The organism is Streptococcus ratti FA-1 = DSM 20564 (assembly GCF_000286075.1).
Taxonomy (GTDB): Bacteria; Bacillota; Bacilli; order Lactobacillales; family Streptococcaceae; genus Streptococcus; species Streptococcus ratti.
In genome coordinates this window covers 249898-266391 of record NZ_AJTZ01000005.1, presented here as the reverse complement: position 1 = coordinate 266391, position 16494 = coordinate 249898, and the positions used below count along the sequence as shown (strand labels likewise).

General features: G+C 42.8%; 13 protein-coding genes and 2 pseudogenes. 4 read left to right on the top strand and 11 right to left on the bottom strand.

What is annotated here, in order from left to right:
* Positions 1-52 precede the first annotated feature (52 nt).
* From SRA_RS10440 to SRA_RS03280, 3 genes are all read right to left on the bottom strand, one after another.
* Positions 53-490 (bottom strand): hypothetical protein, encoded by a 438-nt coding sequence (locus tag SRA_RS10440; RefSeq protein WP_003087615.1) that lies wholly within the window; start codon positions 488-490, stop codon positions 53-55.
* Between the two features lie 238 nt (positions 491-728).
* Positions 729-1676, bottom strand: a complete 948-nt coding sequence (locus SRA_RS03285; protein WP_174267033.1) for an AEC family transporter — start codon at positions 1674-1676, stop codon at positions 729-731.
* 12 nt (positions 1677-1688) lie between these two features.
* The gene (locus SRA_RS03280; RefSeq protein ID WP_003087612.1) at positions 1689-3311 is read right to left on the bottom strand and encodes a malolactic enzyme; all 1623 of its coding nucleotides are present in this window, start codon (positions 3309-3311) and stop codon (positions 1689-1691) included.
* Between the two features lie 165 nt (positions 3312-3476).
* Between SRA_RS03280 and SRA_RS09925 the strand changes: the two are divergent.
* Together SRA_RS09925 and SRA_RS03275 are read left to right on the top strand one after the other, a co-directional pair.
* Positions 3477-3580 (top strand): annotated as a pseudogene (locus tag SRA_RS09925) (helix-turn-helix domain-containing protein); the annotation flags it as partial.
* Positions 3581-3844: 264 nt separating this feature from the next.
* Entirely contained in the window at positions 3845-4729 is an 885-nt protein-coding gene (locus SRA_RS03275) for a LysR family transcriptional regulator (protein ID WP_003090425.1), read from the top strand.
* A gap of 176 nt (positions 4730-4905) precedes the next feature.
* Here the strand turns inward: SRA_RS03275 and SRA_RS03270 are convergent, their stop codons facing one another.
* The 6 genes from SRA_RS03270 to SRA_RS03245 form a co-directional block, all read right to left on the bottom strand.
* The gene (locus tag SRA_RS03270; RefSeq protein WP_003087608.1) at positions 4906-6294 is read right to left on the bottom strand and encodes a C69 family dipeptidase; all 1389 of its coding nucleotides are present in this window, start codon (positions 6292-6294) and stop codon (positions 4906-4908) included.
* A gap of 17 nt (positions 6295-6311) precedes the next feature.
* Positions 6312-7223 carry a DNA-binding protein WhiA gene (gene whiA, locus SRA_RS03265; RefSeq protein WP_003087606.1) on the bottom strand — a complete coding sequence of 304 codons (912 nt, stop codon included), beginning with the start codon at positions 7221-7223 and terminating at the stop codon, positions 6312-6314.
* Positions 7220-8197 carry a YvcK family protein gene (locus tag SRA_RS03260; RefSeq protein ID WP_003087604.1) on the bottom strand — a complete coding sequence of 326 codons (978 nt, stop codon included), beginning with the start codon at positions 8195-8197 and terminating at the stop codon, positions 7220-7222. The genes whiA and SRA_RS03260 overlap by 4 nt, the downstream gene beginning before the upstream one ends.
* Entirely contained in the window at positions 8194-9084 is an 891-nt protein-coding gene (gene rapZ, locus SRA_RS03255) for an RNase adapter RapZ (protein WP_003087603.1), read from the bottom strand. The genes SRA_RS03260 and rapZ overlap by 4 nt, the downstream gene beginning before the upstream one ends.
* The gene (locus SRA_RS03250) at positions 9077-9850 is read right to left on the bottom strand and encodes a DUF1003 domain-containing protein (RefSeq protein ID WP_003087601.1); all 774 of its coding nucleotides are present in this window, start codon (positions 9848-9850) and stop codon (positions 9077-9079) included. Before SRA_RS03250 ends, rapZ begins: the two co-directional genes overlap by 8 nt.
* Before the next feature lie 103 nt (positions 9851-9953).
* A complete protein-coding gene (locus SRA_RS03245) occupies positions 9954-10562 on the bottom strand; it encodes a TetR/AcrR family transcriptional regulator (protein WP_003087600.1) in 609 nt (202 codons plus the stop codon).
* A gap of 509 nt (positions 10563-11071) precedes the next feature.
* Between SRA_RS03245 and SRA_RS10355 the strand changes: the two genes are divergently transcribed.
* Together SRA_RS10355 and SRA_RS10350 are read left to right on the top strand one after the other, a co-directional pair.
* Complete coding sequence (locus SRA_RS10355; RefSeq protein WP_169313091.1) at positions 11072-12874, top strand: acyl-CoA dehydratase activase; 1803 nt, start codon at positions 11072-11074, stop codon at positions 12872-12874.
* Positions 12875-12885: 11 nt separating this feature from the next.
* The gene (locus tag SRA_RS10350; RefSeq protein ID WP_003090427.1) at positions 12886-15456 is read left to right on the top strand and encodes an acyl-CoA dehydratase activase-related protein; all 2571 of its coding nucleotides are present in this window, start codon (positions 12886-12888) and stop codon (positions 15454-15456) included.
* A 152-nt stretch (positions 15457-15608) separates the two neighbouring features.
* On the opposite strand, the gene SRA_RS03235 is transcribed toward SRA_RS10350, so the two are convergent.
* Positions 15609-15986 carry a RidA family protein gene (locus SRA_RS03235; RefSeq protein ID WP_003087599.1) on the bottom strand — a complete coding sequence of 126 codons (378 nt, stop codon included), beginning with the start codon at positions 15984-15986 and terminating at the stop codon, positions 15609-15611.
* 89 nt (positions 15987-16075) lie between these two features.
* Positions 16076-16492 (bottom strand): annotated as a pseudogene (locus SRA_RS09920) (dehydroquinate synthase/iron-containing alcohol dehydrogenase family protein); the annotation flags it as partial.
* Between the last annotated feature and the right edge of the window lie 2 nt (positions 16493-16494).

Below are 16494 nucleotides of genomic sequence, written 5' to 3'. Positions count from 1 at the left end.
CGATTAACATATTTTAACTTTTCTGGGAAAGGATATCCCTGAAAACAGTATTTTACCAGCTGAATATGCGTATCCACATTGCTAAATAGCCAAGCATATCCCCTTTCTGGAAAATAGGCACACTCACTCTGACTGTTGATTTCTGCCAGTAACTGATGCGACGCATGCATGGACGAAGATTCTTTGCACCCAAAACAAAGAAAACTGGATTATCAATATTTAAATTCAGTCTCAGCAAATTAGCTTGCGACATTACATGAGGAAATGACTTTTTAGATGCTCTTAGCATATCTGCTATAAACGATTGCACTTCTTGACTTGTCACTCCATCTGCCTGTATCATTTTACTCATTAAATTTTCCACCAATTTGGTCTTTTTTAAAAAGGACATCAAATGGACTGTAACAATAATTTTGCGATACCCTTTAATGGGTTGATGACCAGAACCATCAATAATAACTCGATCATGCAAATCCGTCTGCCGTTCCAACAGTTTTAAAGCGAGACTAGCTCCTAGTGACAGCCCAACCAGATGAGATATCCTTTTAGTGGGCTAAAATTTCAAAAATACAAATCGAGCTCATCTTTTAGACAATTCCTTGATGCTCATTCAGAAAATATTTAGTACTGGAAAATCGCATCATCCTTGGCAAATGGTAGAAAAGAACCTAAAAACTTTCCTTTCAAAGCTAAGGCTGAAAGGAAAGTTTTGTTTATAAACATGAGAACTAGCCTAATAGGGTGACTACAATCGGAACGACAATGATAAAGAGGATAGTGCTCAAAGTGACGACGTTTGTGGAAAATTCGACATCGCCATCTCCTTGATCGGCTAGAATTGGTAAGACGGCTAAGGCTGGGGCGGCTGATTGTACTACAAAGGTCTTAAATTCTGTAGTCTCCATGCCAGCGGCAGCAAATTTTAACAGAAGATACATGAGGGCAGGTGCCAAAATAAAACGTCCCACCAGTGTGACAATGGTATCAGTATCAAAACGAATGGTATTCAAGCCCGCCTTGGCTAAGACAATTCCGATATAGAGAAGAGACAAAGGCGTCACCAGATTTCCAATGTAAGTTAGCGTGTTTGTCGCAAAATCAGGCACGGGAAGGCGCAGGACTAAAAAGACCAAAGCAACGAGGAAACCAACAAGGGGAGCAGGGAAAAGTTTCTTCCAGTTAAACTTAGCAGCTTCCTTACTTTGCCCTGATTTGCTGTCCGTCGTCATCAAGTAAACACCCAAAGTCCATGTTGAGACCGTATTGGTGATGTAGTAGACGAGGAAATAAGGCAGTGCCTTATCACCGAAAAGAGCAATATTTAGAGGCAGACCAATGAAAATGGTATTGGCATTGACAAAGGTATTAATCATTGTCCCACGACGCCCTGGGCGAACCTTGAAGATTTTGACAGCCGCAAAAGCTAAGACATAGCCTAGAATAAAAGCACCGAAGGTATAAATCAGACCACCAGACAAGCTAATCAACTTGTCTAAAGTCAGGTATTTCATGACAGATACAAAGATGGAAACAGGCATTGCGACATTCATGATTAGCTTAGATAAATTGCCGCCAAAACTATCGTCAAACCAGCCACGCACCTGCAAGAAATAGCCTAGAATGATAATGACAATGATGGGAAGAATACTCTCAACTGAAGTTAAAAAAATCATAATCTCTCCTACTTCCTAGTACTTGGGAGACCACTTAAGTTCACGAACGGCTTTAATCATATCGGTTTCTTGACTTTGCGCCAAGCCCTGCTCTTGGGCTTTTTGAGCAACTGCTTCTGCTACTTTAGTTGAAACTTCTGCCACATAAGCAAATGGCGGCAAGACAGGTGCGCCTGGTTGACCAGAATCCACGATACCACTCAATGAATGCGCAGCGGCACCAATCATTTCATCCGTCAATAGCTTAGCCTCTGACGCCAGCATTCCCAGACCCAGACCCGGGTAGATGAGGGCATTATTGGCTTGACCAATCTGATAGGATACCCCTTTATAATCCACATTGTCAGCAGGGACTCCTGTCGCTACAAAAGCTTTCCCATCAGACCACTCAATCAAATCTTTAGCGCTTGCTTCTGCCAATTTCGTTGGATTGCTGAGTGGGAAAATGATTGGGCGTTCAGTGTTTTGGCACATGGCCTGAACAACTTCTTTGGTAAAAGTGTTAGGTTGCGTTGATGTTCCTACCAAGATAGTTGGTTTGACCGTTTTGACGACTTCAAGCAAGTCTGTCAGCTGGTCAGCATTAGCAAAGTCAGAGCGTTTCTTGGCAAATGGACGTTGTTCTGGTGTCAAATCACTCATGTCATCAAAGAGGAGTCCTTGTTTATCGACCATAAAGAAACGTTTGTAAGCTTCTTCTTCGGAGAGTCCTTCGGTGACCATTTCACTGAGAACACGTGACGCAATCCCTGCACCAGCTGTTCCACCACCATAGCAAAGATAGACTTGGTCCGTTAATTTTTCACCAGTAATATCCAGAGAACCATAGATACCGCCCAGTGTGACAATCCCTGTTCCTTGGATATCATCGTTGAAAGTAGGAATTTTATCCTTGTATTTGTTTAGAATGTTAGCAGCATTGAGACGACCAAAATCTTCCCAATGCAGGTAGAGTTTAGGGAAAAGACGTTCGGCTGTTTGTACAAATTGGTCAATAAAATCATAATAACGATCGCCACGGATACGTTCATGACGGTTACCCAGATAGTTAGGATTGTCCAGCAGTTCTTTACGATTAGTCCCAGCATCAATGACCAGAGGTAAAACTGTTGCAGGGTCAATGCCAGCCGCTCCTGTGTAAACCATAAGCTTACCAACCGAAATATCCACACCATTGGTTCCCCAATCGCCGATACCTAAAATTCCTTCGGCATCTGTCACGACAATAAGTCGAATGTCACGGTCTCCAGCTGCATTCTTGAGTGTTGCTTCGATATTTTCAGGGTGATTAATGTCTAAATACCCTGCATATTGTGGATCAACAAACAAATCGCTATAACCTTCAATCGTGTCTGCAATCGTTGGATCATAAACAATCGGATTGAATTCAGTAATGTGTTGGTTAAAAAGATAGTAAAACAGCGTGCGATTGGTGTTGAAAATTTCCATCAAGAACAAACGTTTTTCCAAGTCAGTTGTTTTTTTGGAAAAATGAGCATAGGTCTGAGCCGCCTGCTCCTCCAAAGTTTGCACATAAGGCGGTAAAAGACCGACAAGACCTAGTTCTTGTCTTTCTTCTAGACTAAAGGCTGTACCTTTGTTGAGAAAAGGGTTGTTTAAAATAGTATGTCCAGTCATAATAGTCCTCCTTTTTATGATGACACAAGACAGCTAACCTATCTATAAACTTATGTTATAGCACGAATGAATTTGATATAATACTTAGTTATGTCTATGGGGTTATAAAATAAAACGAAAGTATCATACTTAATATAGGACAAAAAAGTATTATTTACAAAATACATTGCCGACAAGGTTCGATTTCACAGACAGTCCAAACTCTTAGCCAAGAAAAACTTTCTGAAAAAGCTGGACTAGGCCTGAAAGACATCAATCAAATTGAAAATTAAAATCACAATCTCAGTCTGCTCTTGATAATCTTAATTAATACCATCTGAGAACCGGTGCTCAACATTTTTGATGTTCTTACGCTTAATGCTGTATGCACAAATTCTTAGACTTAGAAAGTGATTTTACCTTGCTTATTTTAGTGAATTCTTCAACTTATAGTCAACCTTTGCGAAACGGATAAAAAATACTTATAAGACTTCTAGTTTTTTCCTAAATTTGAAATTTATGCTACACTAGGAGAAAAGTCAGCGAGGATGTTCATGAATACCAAAGATTTACAGTATTTTTATGCTCTATCACAGTTACAATCCTTTACTAAGGTTGCGAAACGCTTTCACATTAGTCAGCCGTCGGTTTCTTATGCTCTTAGGCGCTTGGAAGAACAATTTGGCTGTGACCTTGTTGTCAAGGATCCTTCGCATCGGACATTTGCACTGACACCGCAAGGCAAGATTTTAGCTAATCATTGTAAGGAAATACTGCTGGAGCTCAATCGTCTCCAAAAAGACATGAAGCGCTCTTTCCAGCAAGAAACACGGCTTGGTTTTCCACCTATTATCAGTGGCTACATCCTTGATTTACTCTTGACAAGGAAAGAAGATGTTACCTTCCTTTCTGCTTTGCGGACGATTTATGGTGGCTCGGTTGAGCTGCTACATCTCCTCGTTGAAGGTGAGTTGGATATGAGTTTGATTGGCAGTTTGGAAAGCTTGCATCATCCAAAATTGGTCACCAAAGAGTTAGTGACCAAATCTTTCTATTTTGTGCTGTCAGAAAAACACCCTTTAGCTAAGCAAGAAGCTTTGAGCTTCGAGGAGGTCTTGGAGGAACCCTTTATCCTATTAGATGACCGACATGTCCATCACCAAGCCTTTCACATCATGAATGACAAATACCATGAGGCAGCGCAGGTGCTGGTGACACTGGATGATGTTTTTATGCTGGGGCAAATGGTCAATGAAAATCTAGGCATTGCTTTCTTGACAGACATTGCCTTTCCAAAAAATTTTAAAGGTTTAGTGAAAATCCCTTTGAAAGATGATCACATGGCTTTTCATGTCAGCTATGCCTATCCTAAAGCCGCCTTGCTCTCACCAGAAGCCGAAAAACTGGTAAGCCTACTTGATGTTCTAACACACGAATAGTTTACCTATTTCCTTTGCTTATTTTTCAGCAAAGGATTTTTAAAGTAATAATTACAAAGAGCCGGTATTACTTTGAACCGCACCCCAAAAACTGGACAGAAAAAACAGCTTGGAAAGTCAGCACAGCATTCAGCTTCTGCATTTTTATATCTTGAAAACAATAAAATAATGCCAGCTTAATCACTGACACCATAACGGTTGGTCATCAGATTGCTGGCATCAAAGAGAATTTTTTGAAGAAGCATCTGTGTCTCCTTCTCAATAAAATCACTCATAGCTTGATTCTCTGCTTCAAAATCAACTGCCTCTCCTGCCGCCAAGGCCTTATCTGCCCGGCAAATCATTTCGTGTCCTTTTGCCATCGTTTTCTCAGCGTAGGCTTCCAAATCAGCTTCATGCTTATGGTAATGCGGATCGGCAAGCGCGGCAATCAAACGGTTGACCCAGTAAAAACTGTCCGTAGATACCTTATCAGTGGTATTGGCAAAGTAGTCCGGCGTTTTTGACACTTGTGTAAAGAAAGGCACCATGGTATTAAAAGGCATAGAGCCGTAAGAAAGCCATTGAATGCCCCTTGTTGCTTGACTTTGATTAGGACGCAATTGCAAAAGGGCTGTCTGACTGGTGCGGTTAATACCAATCGTTCTAAAGCTAAGCTGATTTCCCTCAGAACCGTAAGGATCAAAAGCCGTATCTTGATAGTGATTGCTTAAAACATGCTTGATGTCTTCCACTGTAATCTTACGATAAGGTTTTTGGCACCAAGGAATAAAAAAACTCTGTGGGTCTTGCTCAATTTCTGGATTTAAAAACCGTTGTATGGCCCAAGAACGCGGTGTATTGTAATGTCTATCCTTATCCTTTTGGCTGCCGAAGGCATAGCGAGGATTGAAATGCTCATTTGAATAAGTCAGATCAAGGTGATTGTCATCAATAAAACTTCTCAAATCACTGGAAGAAAGGTAGTCATCTGGATTATTGAATTCAAAATGGTCAATTCCTAACTGATTAGGATTGGTAACGTAGGCATCATCAGGCACACGGCGGGCAATCCAGTGGTGGCCGCCAACAGTCTCCAGCCACCAAATGTTATCGAGATCTGAAAAAGCTATGCCATTAGATTCATAGGTGCCGTATTCTTCAAGAAGCTTGCCCAAACGTTCAACCCCCTCCCGCGCTGAATGGATATAAGGCAAAACTAAAGTCAGCATATCTTCTTCACCAATGCCCGATGCTACTAGAGGATCTGCCCCTAATACACGGCTGTTGGTAGTGATAGTCTCGGTGGCACTCATGGCTACATTGGCAGCATTGATACCTGCTTCTCCCCAGACACCTTCATTGTCTAAGGCATTAGGAACTGATGTGTAGGATAGGGGATTATCGGGTAAAGTAAGTTCAAAACTTGATAAAACTGATTTATAATGTTTGGGCTGATCTTTTGAACCTATTACTTCAAATTTTTTAGGACAAAAGACACCATTTTGCGAATCTTCTGTTCTGGCAATCATCGTCGAGCCATCATAACTGGCCTTTTTACCGACCAGAATAGTTGTGCATGTCATATGAAGCATCTCCTTTATTATAATTCTTCAGCAATTTTATTGATTTTGCGCAAGCGATGATTAACACCGCTCTTTGTCAAGGGCGTCTCTAAACTATCAGCAATCTGCTGGATGGAAAAATCAGGATTGGCAACTCTTATCTGAGCGATCTGCTGCAGCTCCAAGGGCAGACTTTCTAGACCAACACTGTCTCTGATTTTAATAATATTATTAATTGTTCTCATGCTTGCGCTGACAGTCCTGGCAATATTAGCAGTTTCTGCATTATTGGCGCGGTTGACATCATTTCTGGTTTCCCGCATGATTTTGATTTTTTCAAAGGCTAGCATGGCATCCATACTGCCGATAACGATCAGAAAATCCATGATATCTTCTGCCTTTTGCAGATAAGTAACTGCTCCGTGCTTATGCTCAATCACCTTAGCATCCAGCATAAATTTTTGCATCAGCTGGACAAGGTCCTGAGCATGATCTAAATAGACAGAAAAAATCTCCAGCTGGTATTTGCCGGATTCCGGATCTCTGATAGAACCGGCAGACAGAAAAGCACCTCTTAAATAAGAACGGCCTGCGTCATCATCAGACAGGATTTTTTTCTGAATCCCTGTTTCAATGCCAAAGAAAGCATCTGACAGCTGCAAATCAGATAGTATCTTATCCACATGCTGCTCAAGAAAAACTGTATAAATTCGGTTTTTTCTCAGATTGGTCTTTTGATGGTATTTGATTTCGGGACCTATCTGGTAAAACTGCTCCAGCAGGGCATAAATATGACGGGCAATTTTCGCATTTTCGGTAATAATGGACAGGGTCAGACCCTGCTGGGTCAGACCCAAATTTCCTGACATTTTAATAATAGCTGACAATTCATTTTTGTCAGCTGTATCTAAATTTAAAATTTCTTCTTTAACAGATGTGGTAAAACTCATAATTCTTTCATTCTAATCAGGCTCATCAGCTCGGCAACAACACTCTCGCCGTTGTGAAAAGCGCCGCCATTTTCCAGACAGAGAAAGTTTGACGAAACGACCCGGGGCACCTGCTCTTTAAGGCCGGCAAAATCGTGCTCTACCTGAACGAGATACTCATCAAATTTATTAGAATTCATATACTCTTTGGGCACCTGCTCAACATTGACTAAGACTGTATCAATAAACTGTTGTCCCAAGTGACGGTTGAGCACCCGCACATGATCCGCATCAGTAAAATGCTCGGTCTCTCCGTATTGGGTCATGATATTGCAGACATAAGCCACTTCTGCCTTGGTCTCACAGAGTGCTTTCCCGATTTCATCAATAACCAAGTTTGGTAAGATAGAGGTAAAGAGTGAACCCGGTCCCAAGACAATCATATCACTATCCATGATGGCATCAACAACCTTGCGGCTGGCAGTTGGCTTAGCATCGTCATAGCTATTGGTCACATAAACATGGTCTATCATACCTTTGTGTTTGGCAATCTGACTCTCACCGACGACCTCCTGACCGTCCTGAAAAACAGCATGAAGCGTCAGAGCTTTTTCACTGGAAGGATAGATTTTGCCAGTAATGTGGAAAAATTTTGACAGAATCTGCATGGCATTATAGGTAGAACCTTGCATTTCTGAAATGCCGGCAATGATTAAATTGCCGAGCGGGTGCCCAGCAAGTGCGCCGTCTTCAGCATTAAAGCGGTATTGAAAAATTTTTTCATAAAATCTGGGCATATCGCTCATCGCCACCAGAACATTTCTCAGATCTCCGGGAGGGGTCAGCTGCATGACATGACGAATAGCTCCGGAGCTGCCGCCATCATCTGCTACAGTCACAATCGCTGTAATATCCACATCTTCATGACGCAGACTGCTTAAAAGAACAGGCAGGCCTGTACCGCCGCCGATAAGGGTTATTTTGGGTTTTCTCATGAGCGATTCACTGTCTCCTTGCGTCGATTTTTATCACGGTGGCTTTCATGAACAGTCCAATTGTGCTTTAAATCTTCAGCTAAGCGATGGGCAAAGGCCACGCTGCGATGCTGACCGCCTGTGCAGCCAATAGCGATAGTTAAAACGGATTTTCCCTCCTTTTGGTAACCGGGCAGGATAGGCTTTAACAGAGCTAAAAGATTGTGATAGAATTCCTCTGATTCCTCATGATTCATGACATAGTCTGAGACATCTTTGTCAAGGCCAGTTTTGTTGCGCAGTTGGGGCTTATAATAGGGATTGGGCAGAAAGCGCACATCAAATACCAAGTCAGCATCCAAAGGCAGACCGTATTTAAAACCAAAGCTGACAACTTCCAAATGAAAAGTGGCTTGATTTTGTTCTCCTGAAAACTGCTCTGAGATGGTTTGGCGCAGCTGCCGCGGTGTTAATTCTGTCGTATCGACAACATTCTGGCTGAGGTTTTTTAAAGGCGCCAGCAGCTTACGCTCAAGCGCAATACCGTCCAAAACACGGCCTGTTGCTGCTAAAGGATGGCTGCGGCGGGTTTCTTTATAGCGTGACACTAATTCACTGTCAGTGGCATCTAAAAAGAGAATGCGAAAATTAATGGAGTCGTTCAGTTCTATCTTGTCCAAAATAGAGATGACCTCCTTGAAAAAGAGACGACTGCGCATATCAACTACCAGGGCAACCTTATCATTGTCACCGCTGCTTTCAAGCAATTCTAAGAATTTGGGCACCAAGGCCGGCGGCATATTATCAATTGTAAAGTAGCCTAAGTCTTCAAAAGACTGGATGGCAACGGTTTTCCCAGCACCGCTCATACCTGTAACAAAAACAAGATCAATTTTTTTGTCAGACATTTTCACTGCTCCTTTTTTCTAGCTCTTCCACTTTTCCCATCAGGGCTTGATTTTGCTCCTGCATATCGGCTAGCTGTTTGGTGATAGAAACCAGCATTTCTGCCTGTAATTTCTGAATTTCCAAAAGGTCTGACTGATCTTGGTGCACCAAATGGTCAATCTTAGCATGCAGAAGTCTCACGCCCTCTTCTGATTTTTTGTTAACATAATAATCATTTTTAGCCTGCAGGCGGTCATAGTCCGAAGCCCGATTTTGGCTCATCATGATCAAAGGGGCCTGAACAGCCGCCAAAGTAGATAAGGCTAAATTCAAAAGAATAAAAGGATAGGCATCAAAAACCAAGCCGAAGGGTTTGATAACATTGAAAGCCATCCAGATAATCATCAGGGCAACAAAGCAGATAATAAAGGTCCATGAGCCGCCAAAGCGCGCGACATCATCAGCAATCCGCTGGCCAAATGTAATTTTTTTGTCCCACTCTTCCTGCAGATTCAACGGCTTATAATCTTGATCTTTAGTTACTTCATAGACCGATTCACGAACGTAATCATTCTTTTTATTAGCTTTTTCAACAATTTCCCGTAAAAAAATCAAGCGGTACTGCGCCAGATTTTTGTGACTGATAAAACTTTTTTCAGTCAGCTGCGGATGATGCTGCCAGAGGAGCTTTTGCAGGCGCTTATCCAAGTCAGATAAAAAAACCCCTTCCTCTAACAGATAGCTTTTATGGTCAATCGCATCCACCAACCGTTCATTCCTGCTCATAATCTGCCTTCTTTCTATTGCTTCTATTATAACAAAAAAACCGCTTCAGCGGACTTTTTTAGAGGACTGACTGCTAAAAATGGGCTTGGAGCAGCGCCCGCTGTTAATCACGGTTAATCGTAACCCCCAGAACAGTCAAATGCCCATTGCTGACCAGGGTAATGACTAAACGAGCCAGTTCCTTGGCAGGCATATCAAAATTGGATTTTATCCACCACATGAGCGTCCCTGTAAAAATGCTGGTCAGATAAGCAACGATAAAATCCGTCGGCACTGATTCTCCAGATTCTGTGACATTCAATTTTTCCAGCAAATCAGCATACTTTTCTCTTAAGAGCCTGCCGAAATTTTCCTGCATAATTTCCTGTGAAATGCTCTTTAAAGCTATCTTGGCAATGGAGCGATTTTTTTCCAGACTGTGATAGAAATCGGTCAATAAATTTTCTGCCTTTCTAACCTGCACAATATCACCGTTGGTTACCTGAGCCGCATCAATCATATCAGATAGCTCCTGCAGGAGCTGTTTTTGAATGCCCTGCTGCAGCTCATCTTTGTCTGCATAATGAGCATAAAAGGTCGCGCGGTTAATCATGGCTTCACCTGCAATGTCCTGCACTGTAATTTTTTCATAAGGCTTTTCACTCAAAAGCTTGGTAAAAGCATCAAAAATAAGTTTTTCTGTCCGTAGATAACGAATATCGGTAAATTTCATGAGCACTCTTTCTCTTAAAACAAATAACAGTCCTTAACCAATCCGATAAAACAGTCGTCCAGATTAGTTGCCCTAAAAAACGAATGCCATCTAAAAGCAGGCCTGCTTATAGAGTATAACAAATCTTAATGCTGAGACCCCAAACGCTTAGACTGTCACTGCTCGCTTGTTCCTGCAACGGTGTTCGTTGGCAAGATAAGCAACACTTTGTTGGCAGTGTGTTGCTTAAACAACAGTTTTAAAAAAATCAACGATTGCATTTGTCTTTATGAGTTTTATAATAATATTATAACAGACAGACTGTTAATTAAGCAACAGATTGTTACAGGACTGACAGCCTGTCGCCTAAAACAAAAGAAAGGACTAAGGCGGGCAAAATTTCAGCAGCTCACATTATCTGAAAAGAGAACTGTTTTCAATATTCAAAACTTATTCAGTGTGAGATAGGATCAATGCATGGCCTATTTCCCCCATGTCTGCCGCTTTTTTGCCCTTATACTGTCTTAATGATGTATAAAGCAGGAATTGATGTTGGGTCAACAACCGTTAAACTGGTTGTCTTTGATGAAAACGATAAATTACTTTTTTCACGCTATCAGCGCCATTTTTCAGATGTCAAAACAGCTACTGTTAAAGTACTAAGAGAAGCTATTGCTGATATCGGTGATCAAGAGGTCAGTATTGCTATTACCGGTTCAGGAGGTATCGGATTGTCGGATGCTGCTGATATTCCCTTTGTTCAGGAAGTTATCGCTGCCACCACTACTGTTGAAAAACTCATTCCGCAAACCGATGTGGTCATTGAGTTAGGCGGTGAAGATGCAAAGATGACTTTCTTTGGCGATACATTGGAACAGCGGATGAATGGGACTTGTGCGGGCGGTACAGGAGCCTTTATTGATCAAATGGCAGAGCTTTTAAAAACCGACGCTAATGGTGTCAACGAACTGGCCAAAGATTACAAAACCATCTATCCCATTGCCAGTCGCTGCGGAGTCTTTGCTAAAACTGATGTACAGCCCCTCATCAACGAAGGAGCCCGCAAGGAAGATATTGCCGCTTCTATTTTTCAGGCTGTCGTCAATCAAACTATCGCAGGTCTTGCTTCGGGCCGTAAAATCACTGGCAACATTGCCTTTTTGGGCGGTCCGCTCTTCTTTATGAGTGAGCTCCGCCAGCGCTTTATCGAAACCTTAAATGTTGCCCCTGAACATGTGATTTTCCCGGAAAACCCGCAGCTCTTTGTAGCTATGGGGGCAGCTTTGGAAGAAGAACAAGCCCAGCTGAGCCTGACACAAATTATTGATAATCTTGAAAAAAATACCTCAAAATCCTTGGTTCCTAAAAATACCTTGGATCGTCTTTTTGAAAATCAGACAGAGCTGAAAGACTGGCGTGAGCGTCATGATGAGGCCAGCGCCAAGTACAAGGATATCTCAGCTGTCTCCGGTCCTGTTTTCTTAGGTATAGATGCTGGTTCTACTACTTCAAAAGTCATCTTAACCGATCCCTGTGGCAATATTCTCTTCCAGCATTACAGCAACAATCAAGGCCAGCCCTTGGAAAATGTCATTGCTGTTTTGAAAGACTTGTATCATCAGCTGCCTAAGGAGGCTTTCATTGCTCGTTCTTGCGTGACCGGCTACGGTGAAAATTTAATCAAAGCTGCCCTGCGTGTGGATTATGGCGAGGTGGAAACCGTTGCTCACTTCAAGGCTGCCAATTATTTCAATCCCGGTGTTGATTTTATTTTAGATATTGGCGGGCAGGACATGAAAGCTATGTCTGTTCAAGACGGAGCTCTATCAAGCATTCAGCTTAACGAAGCCTGTTCATCTGGCTGCGGTTCTTTCATCGAAACCTTCGCCAAATCGCTAAAATATGATGTCAGGGACTTCGCTCAGGTCGCCCTGCTGTCTGAACATCCTGTTGATCTAGGTTCAAAATGCACCGTTTTTATGAATTCAAAGGTCAAACAAGTCCAAAAAGAAGGTGCCAGCATTGCCGATATTTCCGCAGGACTGTCTTACTCAGTCATCAAGAATGCCCTCTATAAGGTTATCAAACTCAAACGACTCGAAGATTTAGGTGAAAAGATTGTCTGCCAAGGAGGCACCTTCTACAATGAGGCGGTGCTTCGTGCCTTTGAGCTAGTATCCGGCCGCCAAGTGGTCCGCCCTAATATTGCCGGCCTCATGGGAGCCTATGGCTGTGCTCTCATTGCTCAGGAAAAATATGAAGACGAGATCGCCTTGGACAATCAAAAACAAACTGACCAAACTGCTGCCCAGCCTGAAATGACTATGGGCTAAAGGAGAATGCTATGTCTGAACAACTGATACACCGCAAACGTTCAAGCATCATGAATCTGGATGAACTAGACACCTTTACCGCTAAAAAAGAATTCACGCGCTGCGGTCTGTGCGAAAACAACTGTGCCTTGACGGTCACCATTTTCAGCGATGGTTCAAAATTTGTTACCGGCAACCGCTGTGAGCGCGGAGCTGAAAAGGTCACTAAGATTAAATTCGACCGCAGCAAGGCTAAAGAAAATCTGGTTGACTACAAATACAAGAAACTCTTCAAATTCAAGGCTCTGTCAAAACGCGATGCTGTCCATGGTATTATGGGAATTCCGCGTGTACTCAACATGTATGAGAATTATCCCCTCTGGCATACGGTGCTGACCGATCTTGGTTTTCGCGTGCAGATCTCACCGAAATCTGACAAGAAACTCTTTGAAAAAGGAATCGAAACCATTCCAAGCGATACGGTCTGCTATCCTGCCAAGCTAGTTCACGGTCACATCCAATCTTTGATTGACAAGAAGGTAGATGCTATCTTCTACCCAAGTGTTATCTATGAACGCGTGGAAAACACCAAGGCACCCAACCATTACAACTGCCCTATCGTCCAAGGGTATCCAGAAGTGATCGAAAAAAATATGGATTCCATTCGTGACGGCGATGTTAAATTTTACCATCCTTTCGTTAATTTGGCTGATCCTGAAACTCTTGTGCATTCTTTATCGCAAGCCTTTGCTGACTACGATGATATAAGGCCTGAGAACATTCGTAAGGCTGTTAACCACGGCTATCAAGCTTTGGCTGATTTCAAGGATGATTTGCAGAAAAAAGCTGATGAACTGCTGACAGCTATCAGTATGAACGGGGAAAAGGCTATCGTTCTCTCCGGCCGCCCCTATCATCTTGATCCGGAAATTAATCATGGAATTGCCAATATCATCGTTCAGGAAGGCTTCCATGTTTTAACAGAAGATATGGTTTCAGGTTTGGAAGAAGTCTCTGGTCTGCGAGTTGTCAACCAATGGGTTTACCACTCACGCCTCTATGCAGCAGCTAAAGTCGTCGCTAAAAACCCTAATCTGGAACTGGTTCAATTAAACAGTTTTGGCTGCGGCCTCGATGCGGTGACGACCGATCAAGTAGAGGAAATCATGCGCGGTCACAACAAACTCTATACCGTTCTTAAAATTGACGAAGGCAGCAATATGGGCGCCATCCGCATTCGCCTACGTTCGCTCAAGGCTGCCGTAGAAGAACGTGATAACAAACTCAAAAAAGCCAACCTTGACCACATCTTCAATCAAGCGCCGCAATTCACCAGTGAAACGGAGGAAGATACGCCGACCAATCCGGTCTTCACTAAAGAGATGAGGAAAACTCATACCCTGCTTATGCCCATGCTGTCTCCCATCCACCAAAACGGACTTATTGAAGAAGCCTTCAAGCAGGCTGGTTACAATGTTGTTATTCTGCCTGCCATGGACAGAGAAGCAGTCGATGTCGGCCTCAAATTTGTCCACAATGATGCCTGCTATCCCGCCATTATCACTATTGGTCAGCTAGTTGAAGCCTTAGAAAGCGGCAAGTACGACCTAAACAATACCAGTGTCATGATGACGCAAACAGGCGGCGGTTGTCGGGCAACCAACTATATTCCGCTCTTGCGCAAGGCCTTAAAGGATGCCGGCTTCCCGCAAATTCCAGTCGTTTCTATTTCCATGGGCAATCAAGGGACAGAAGAAACTCCGGGCTGGACTATTACCCTGCCCTTTGTCAAGCGGCTGCTCATTGCCGTTCTCTACGGCGACCTTTTTGAACGCGTTCTCTACCGCGTCCGCCCTTACGAAAAGGTTGCTGGCTCTGCCAATGCTCTTTATAATAAATGGCTGAGCACCGCTAAGAAAAATATCAAATCTGGTTCCTACTTTGAATTCAACCGCAACATGAAGCGTATTATCAAGGAATTCGACCAGCTTGAAACAGTTGATTTTGATCAAAAACCCCGTGTCGGTGTGGTCGGTGAAATTCTTGTTAAATATGCCCCAACTGCTAACAATGACATCGTTGGTATCATCGAAAGAGAAGGCGGTGAGGCTGTCGTCCCTGACCTGATTGGTTTTATGAACTACTCTCTTTTCAACCAAATTTGGAAGGCTGATGAGCTCAACATGAGCAGCAAAACCAAGCGTTTGGCTAAATTGGGCATTGATGCCATTAACCTCCTTGAAAAACCGATGAATAAGGCTCTGGAAAAATCGCAGCGCTTTGAAGGCATTGAATCCATTTACAAGATTGCTGACGGTGCTTCCAAGATTATTTCCATCGGTAACCATACCGGCGAAGGCTGGTTCCTGACCGGTGAAATGATTGAACTGCTCAACAATGATGTTAAAAACATTGTCTGCCTGCAGCCATTTGGCTGTCTGCCAAATCATATTGTCGGCAAAGGAATGATTAAGGAGCTGCGCCGCCAATACAAGGGTGCCAACATTGCCCCAATCGACTACGACCCGGGTTCATCAGAAGTTAATCAGCTCAACCGTATCCGTCTTATGATGACGACTGCCAAAAAAAAGCAAAAAGCCTAGCCAAAACCGCTGACTGACATAAAAAACGAGAGAGCGGGACAGACATCTATGATGGCTCCGCCTCTCATTTTTAACTTTTTATCGATGATTTTCTTTCTCAAATAATAAGCAAAAACTCAGACTTATTGTCCGAGTTTTTGTGTCTGATGTTATCAGTCAATAGAAGCAATGACTTCAATTTCAATTTTAGCATCTTTTGGCAGACGGGCTACTTCAACAGCGGAGCGAGCCGGAAATTCCTGACCGAAGGCTGTTGCATAAACATTGTTGAAAGGAACAAAATCTTTGATGTCAGCTAAAAAACAAGTCGTTTTAACAACATGGTCAAAGTCTGTACCTGCTTCTGACAGAATAGCTGAAATATTTTTTAATACCTGCTGTGTTTGCTCCTCAATGGTTTCACCGACAATTTCACCGGTTTCCGGTGAAAGAGCAATTTGGCCGGATGCAAATAGAAGATTGCCGGCAATTTTCCCTTGGACATAAGGACCGATAGCGGCAGGTGCTTTATCTGTGTGAATATTTTTCATCTTTTTTTCCTTCTTTCTTTTTTCTTACCTATAGCTGCTGACCTAGACAATCAACTGCACGAATGGCCTGAGCAAATTTTTTCAGGATTAAAGGCCTCTTTTGAAGACAGTGCTAAAGCTTCACCCAATGTTGCGGTATGAGGAAAGGCCGCTGTCTTTTTTCTTTGCTTCCTTAATAGCATGCTCTACTTCAGGAGTTTTGGAAATACCATCGCCAATCCCTGCCCAAAAACATTTTTTCAGGTGCTTCTGCAATAATCCGCGTATTGATGAAAATATGGAGCGGTGAGTCGTGATAACCATACCTCAAAAGAGAATGATCATCATTGTAAACGACTGCGATTGCAGTCCCAGCTGGGTAGCTGGGCAATTGGAACAAATCATTGGGAAGGCGAAGGTCGGTTTGTCCAGTTTTTTAGCAACCCTTTTAGCTGTATCAAGGACCCTTCTACCGCCAAAACCAAAATAGTATCCGCTCGCTGTACAGCCGGATTAGCTGCCAGTTTTA

Bases quoted from the DNA above. Each gene is read 5' to 3' on its own strand.
- SRA_RS03280 (WP_003087612.1), bottom strand. From the start codon at position 3,311: ATGACTGGACATACTATTTTAAACAACCCTTTTCTCAACAAAGGTACA.
- SRA_RS03275 (WP_003090425.1), top strand. From the start codon at position 3,845: ATGAATACCAAAGATTTACAGTATTTTTATGCTCTATCACAGTTACAA.
- SRA_RS03270 (WP_003087608.1), bottom strand. From the start codon at position 6,294: ATGACATGCACAACTATTCTGGTCGGTAAAAAGGCCAGTTATGATGGC.
- whiA (WP_003087606.1), bottom strand. From the start codon at position 7,223: ATGAGTTTTACCACATCTGTTAAAGAAGAAATTTTAAATTTAGATACA.
- SRA_RS03260 (WP_003087604.1), bottom strand. From the start codon at position 8,197: ATGAGAAAACCCAAAATAACCCTTATCGGCGGCGGTACAGGCCTGCCT.
- rapZ (WP_003087603.1), bottom strand. From the start codon at position 9,084: ATGTCTGACAAAAAAATTGATCTTGTTTTTGTTACAGGTATGAGCGGT.
- SRA_RS03250 (WP_003087601.1), bottom strand. From the start codon at position 9,850: ATGAGCAGGAATGAACGGTTGGTGGATGCGATTGACCATAAAAGCTAT.
- SRA_RS03245 (WP_003087600.1), bottom strand. From the start codon at position 10,562: ATGAAATTTACCGATATTCGTTATCTACGGACAGAAAAACTTATTTTT.
- SRA_RS10355 (WP_169313091.1), top strand. From the start codon at position 11,072: ATGTATAAAGCAGGAATTGATGTTGGGTCAACAACCGTTAAACTGGTT.
- SRA_RS10350 (WP_003090427.1), top strand. From the start codon at position 12,886: ATGTCTGAACAACTGATACACCGCAAACGTTCAAGCATCATGAATCTG.
- SRA_RS03235 (WP_003087599.1), bottom strand. From the start codon at position 15,986: ATGAAAAATATTCACACAGATAAAGCACCTGCCGCTATCGGTCCTTAT.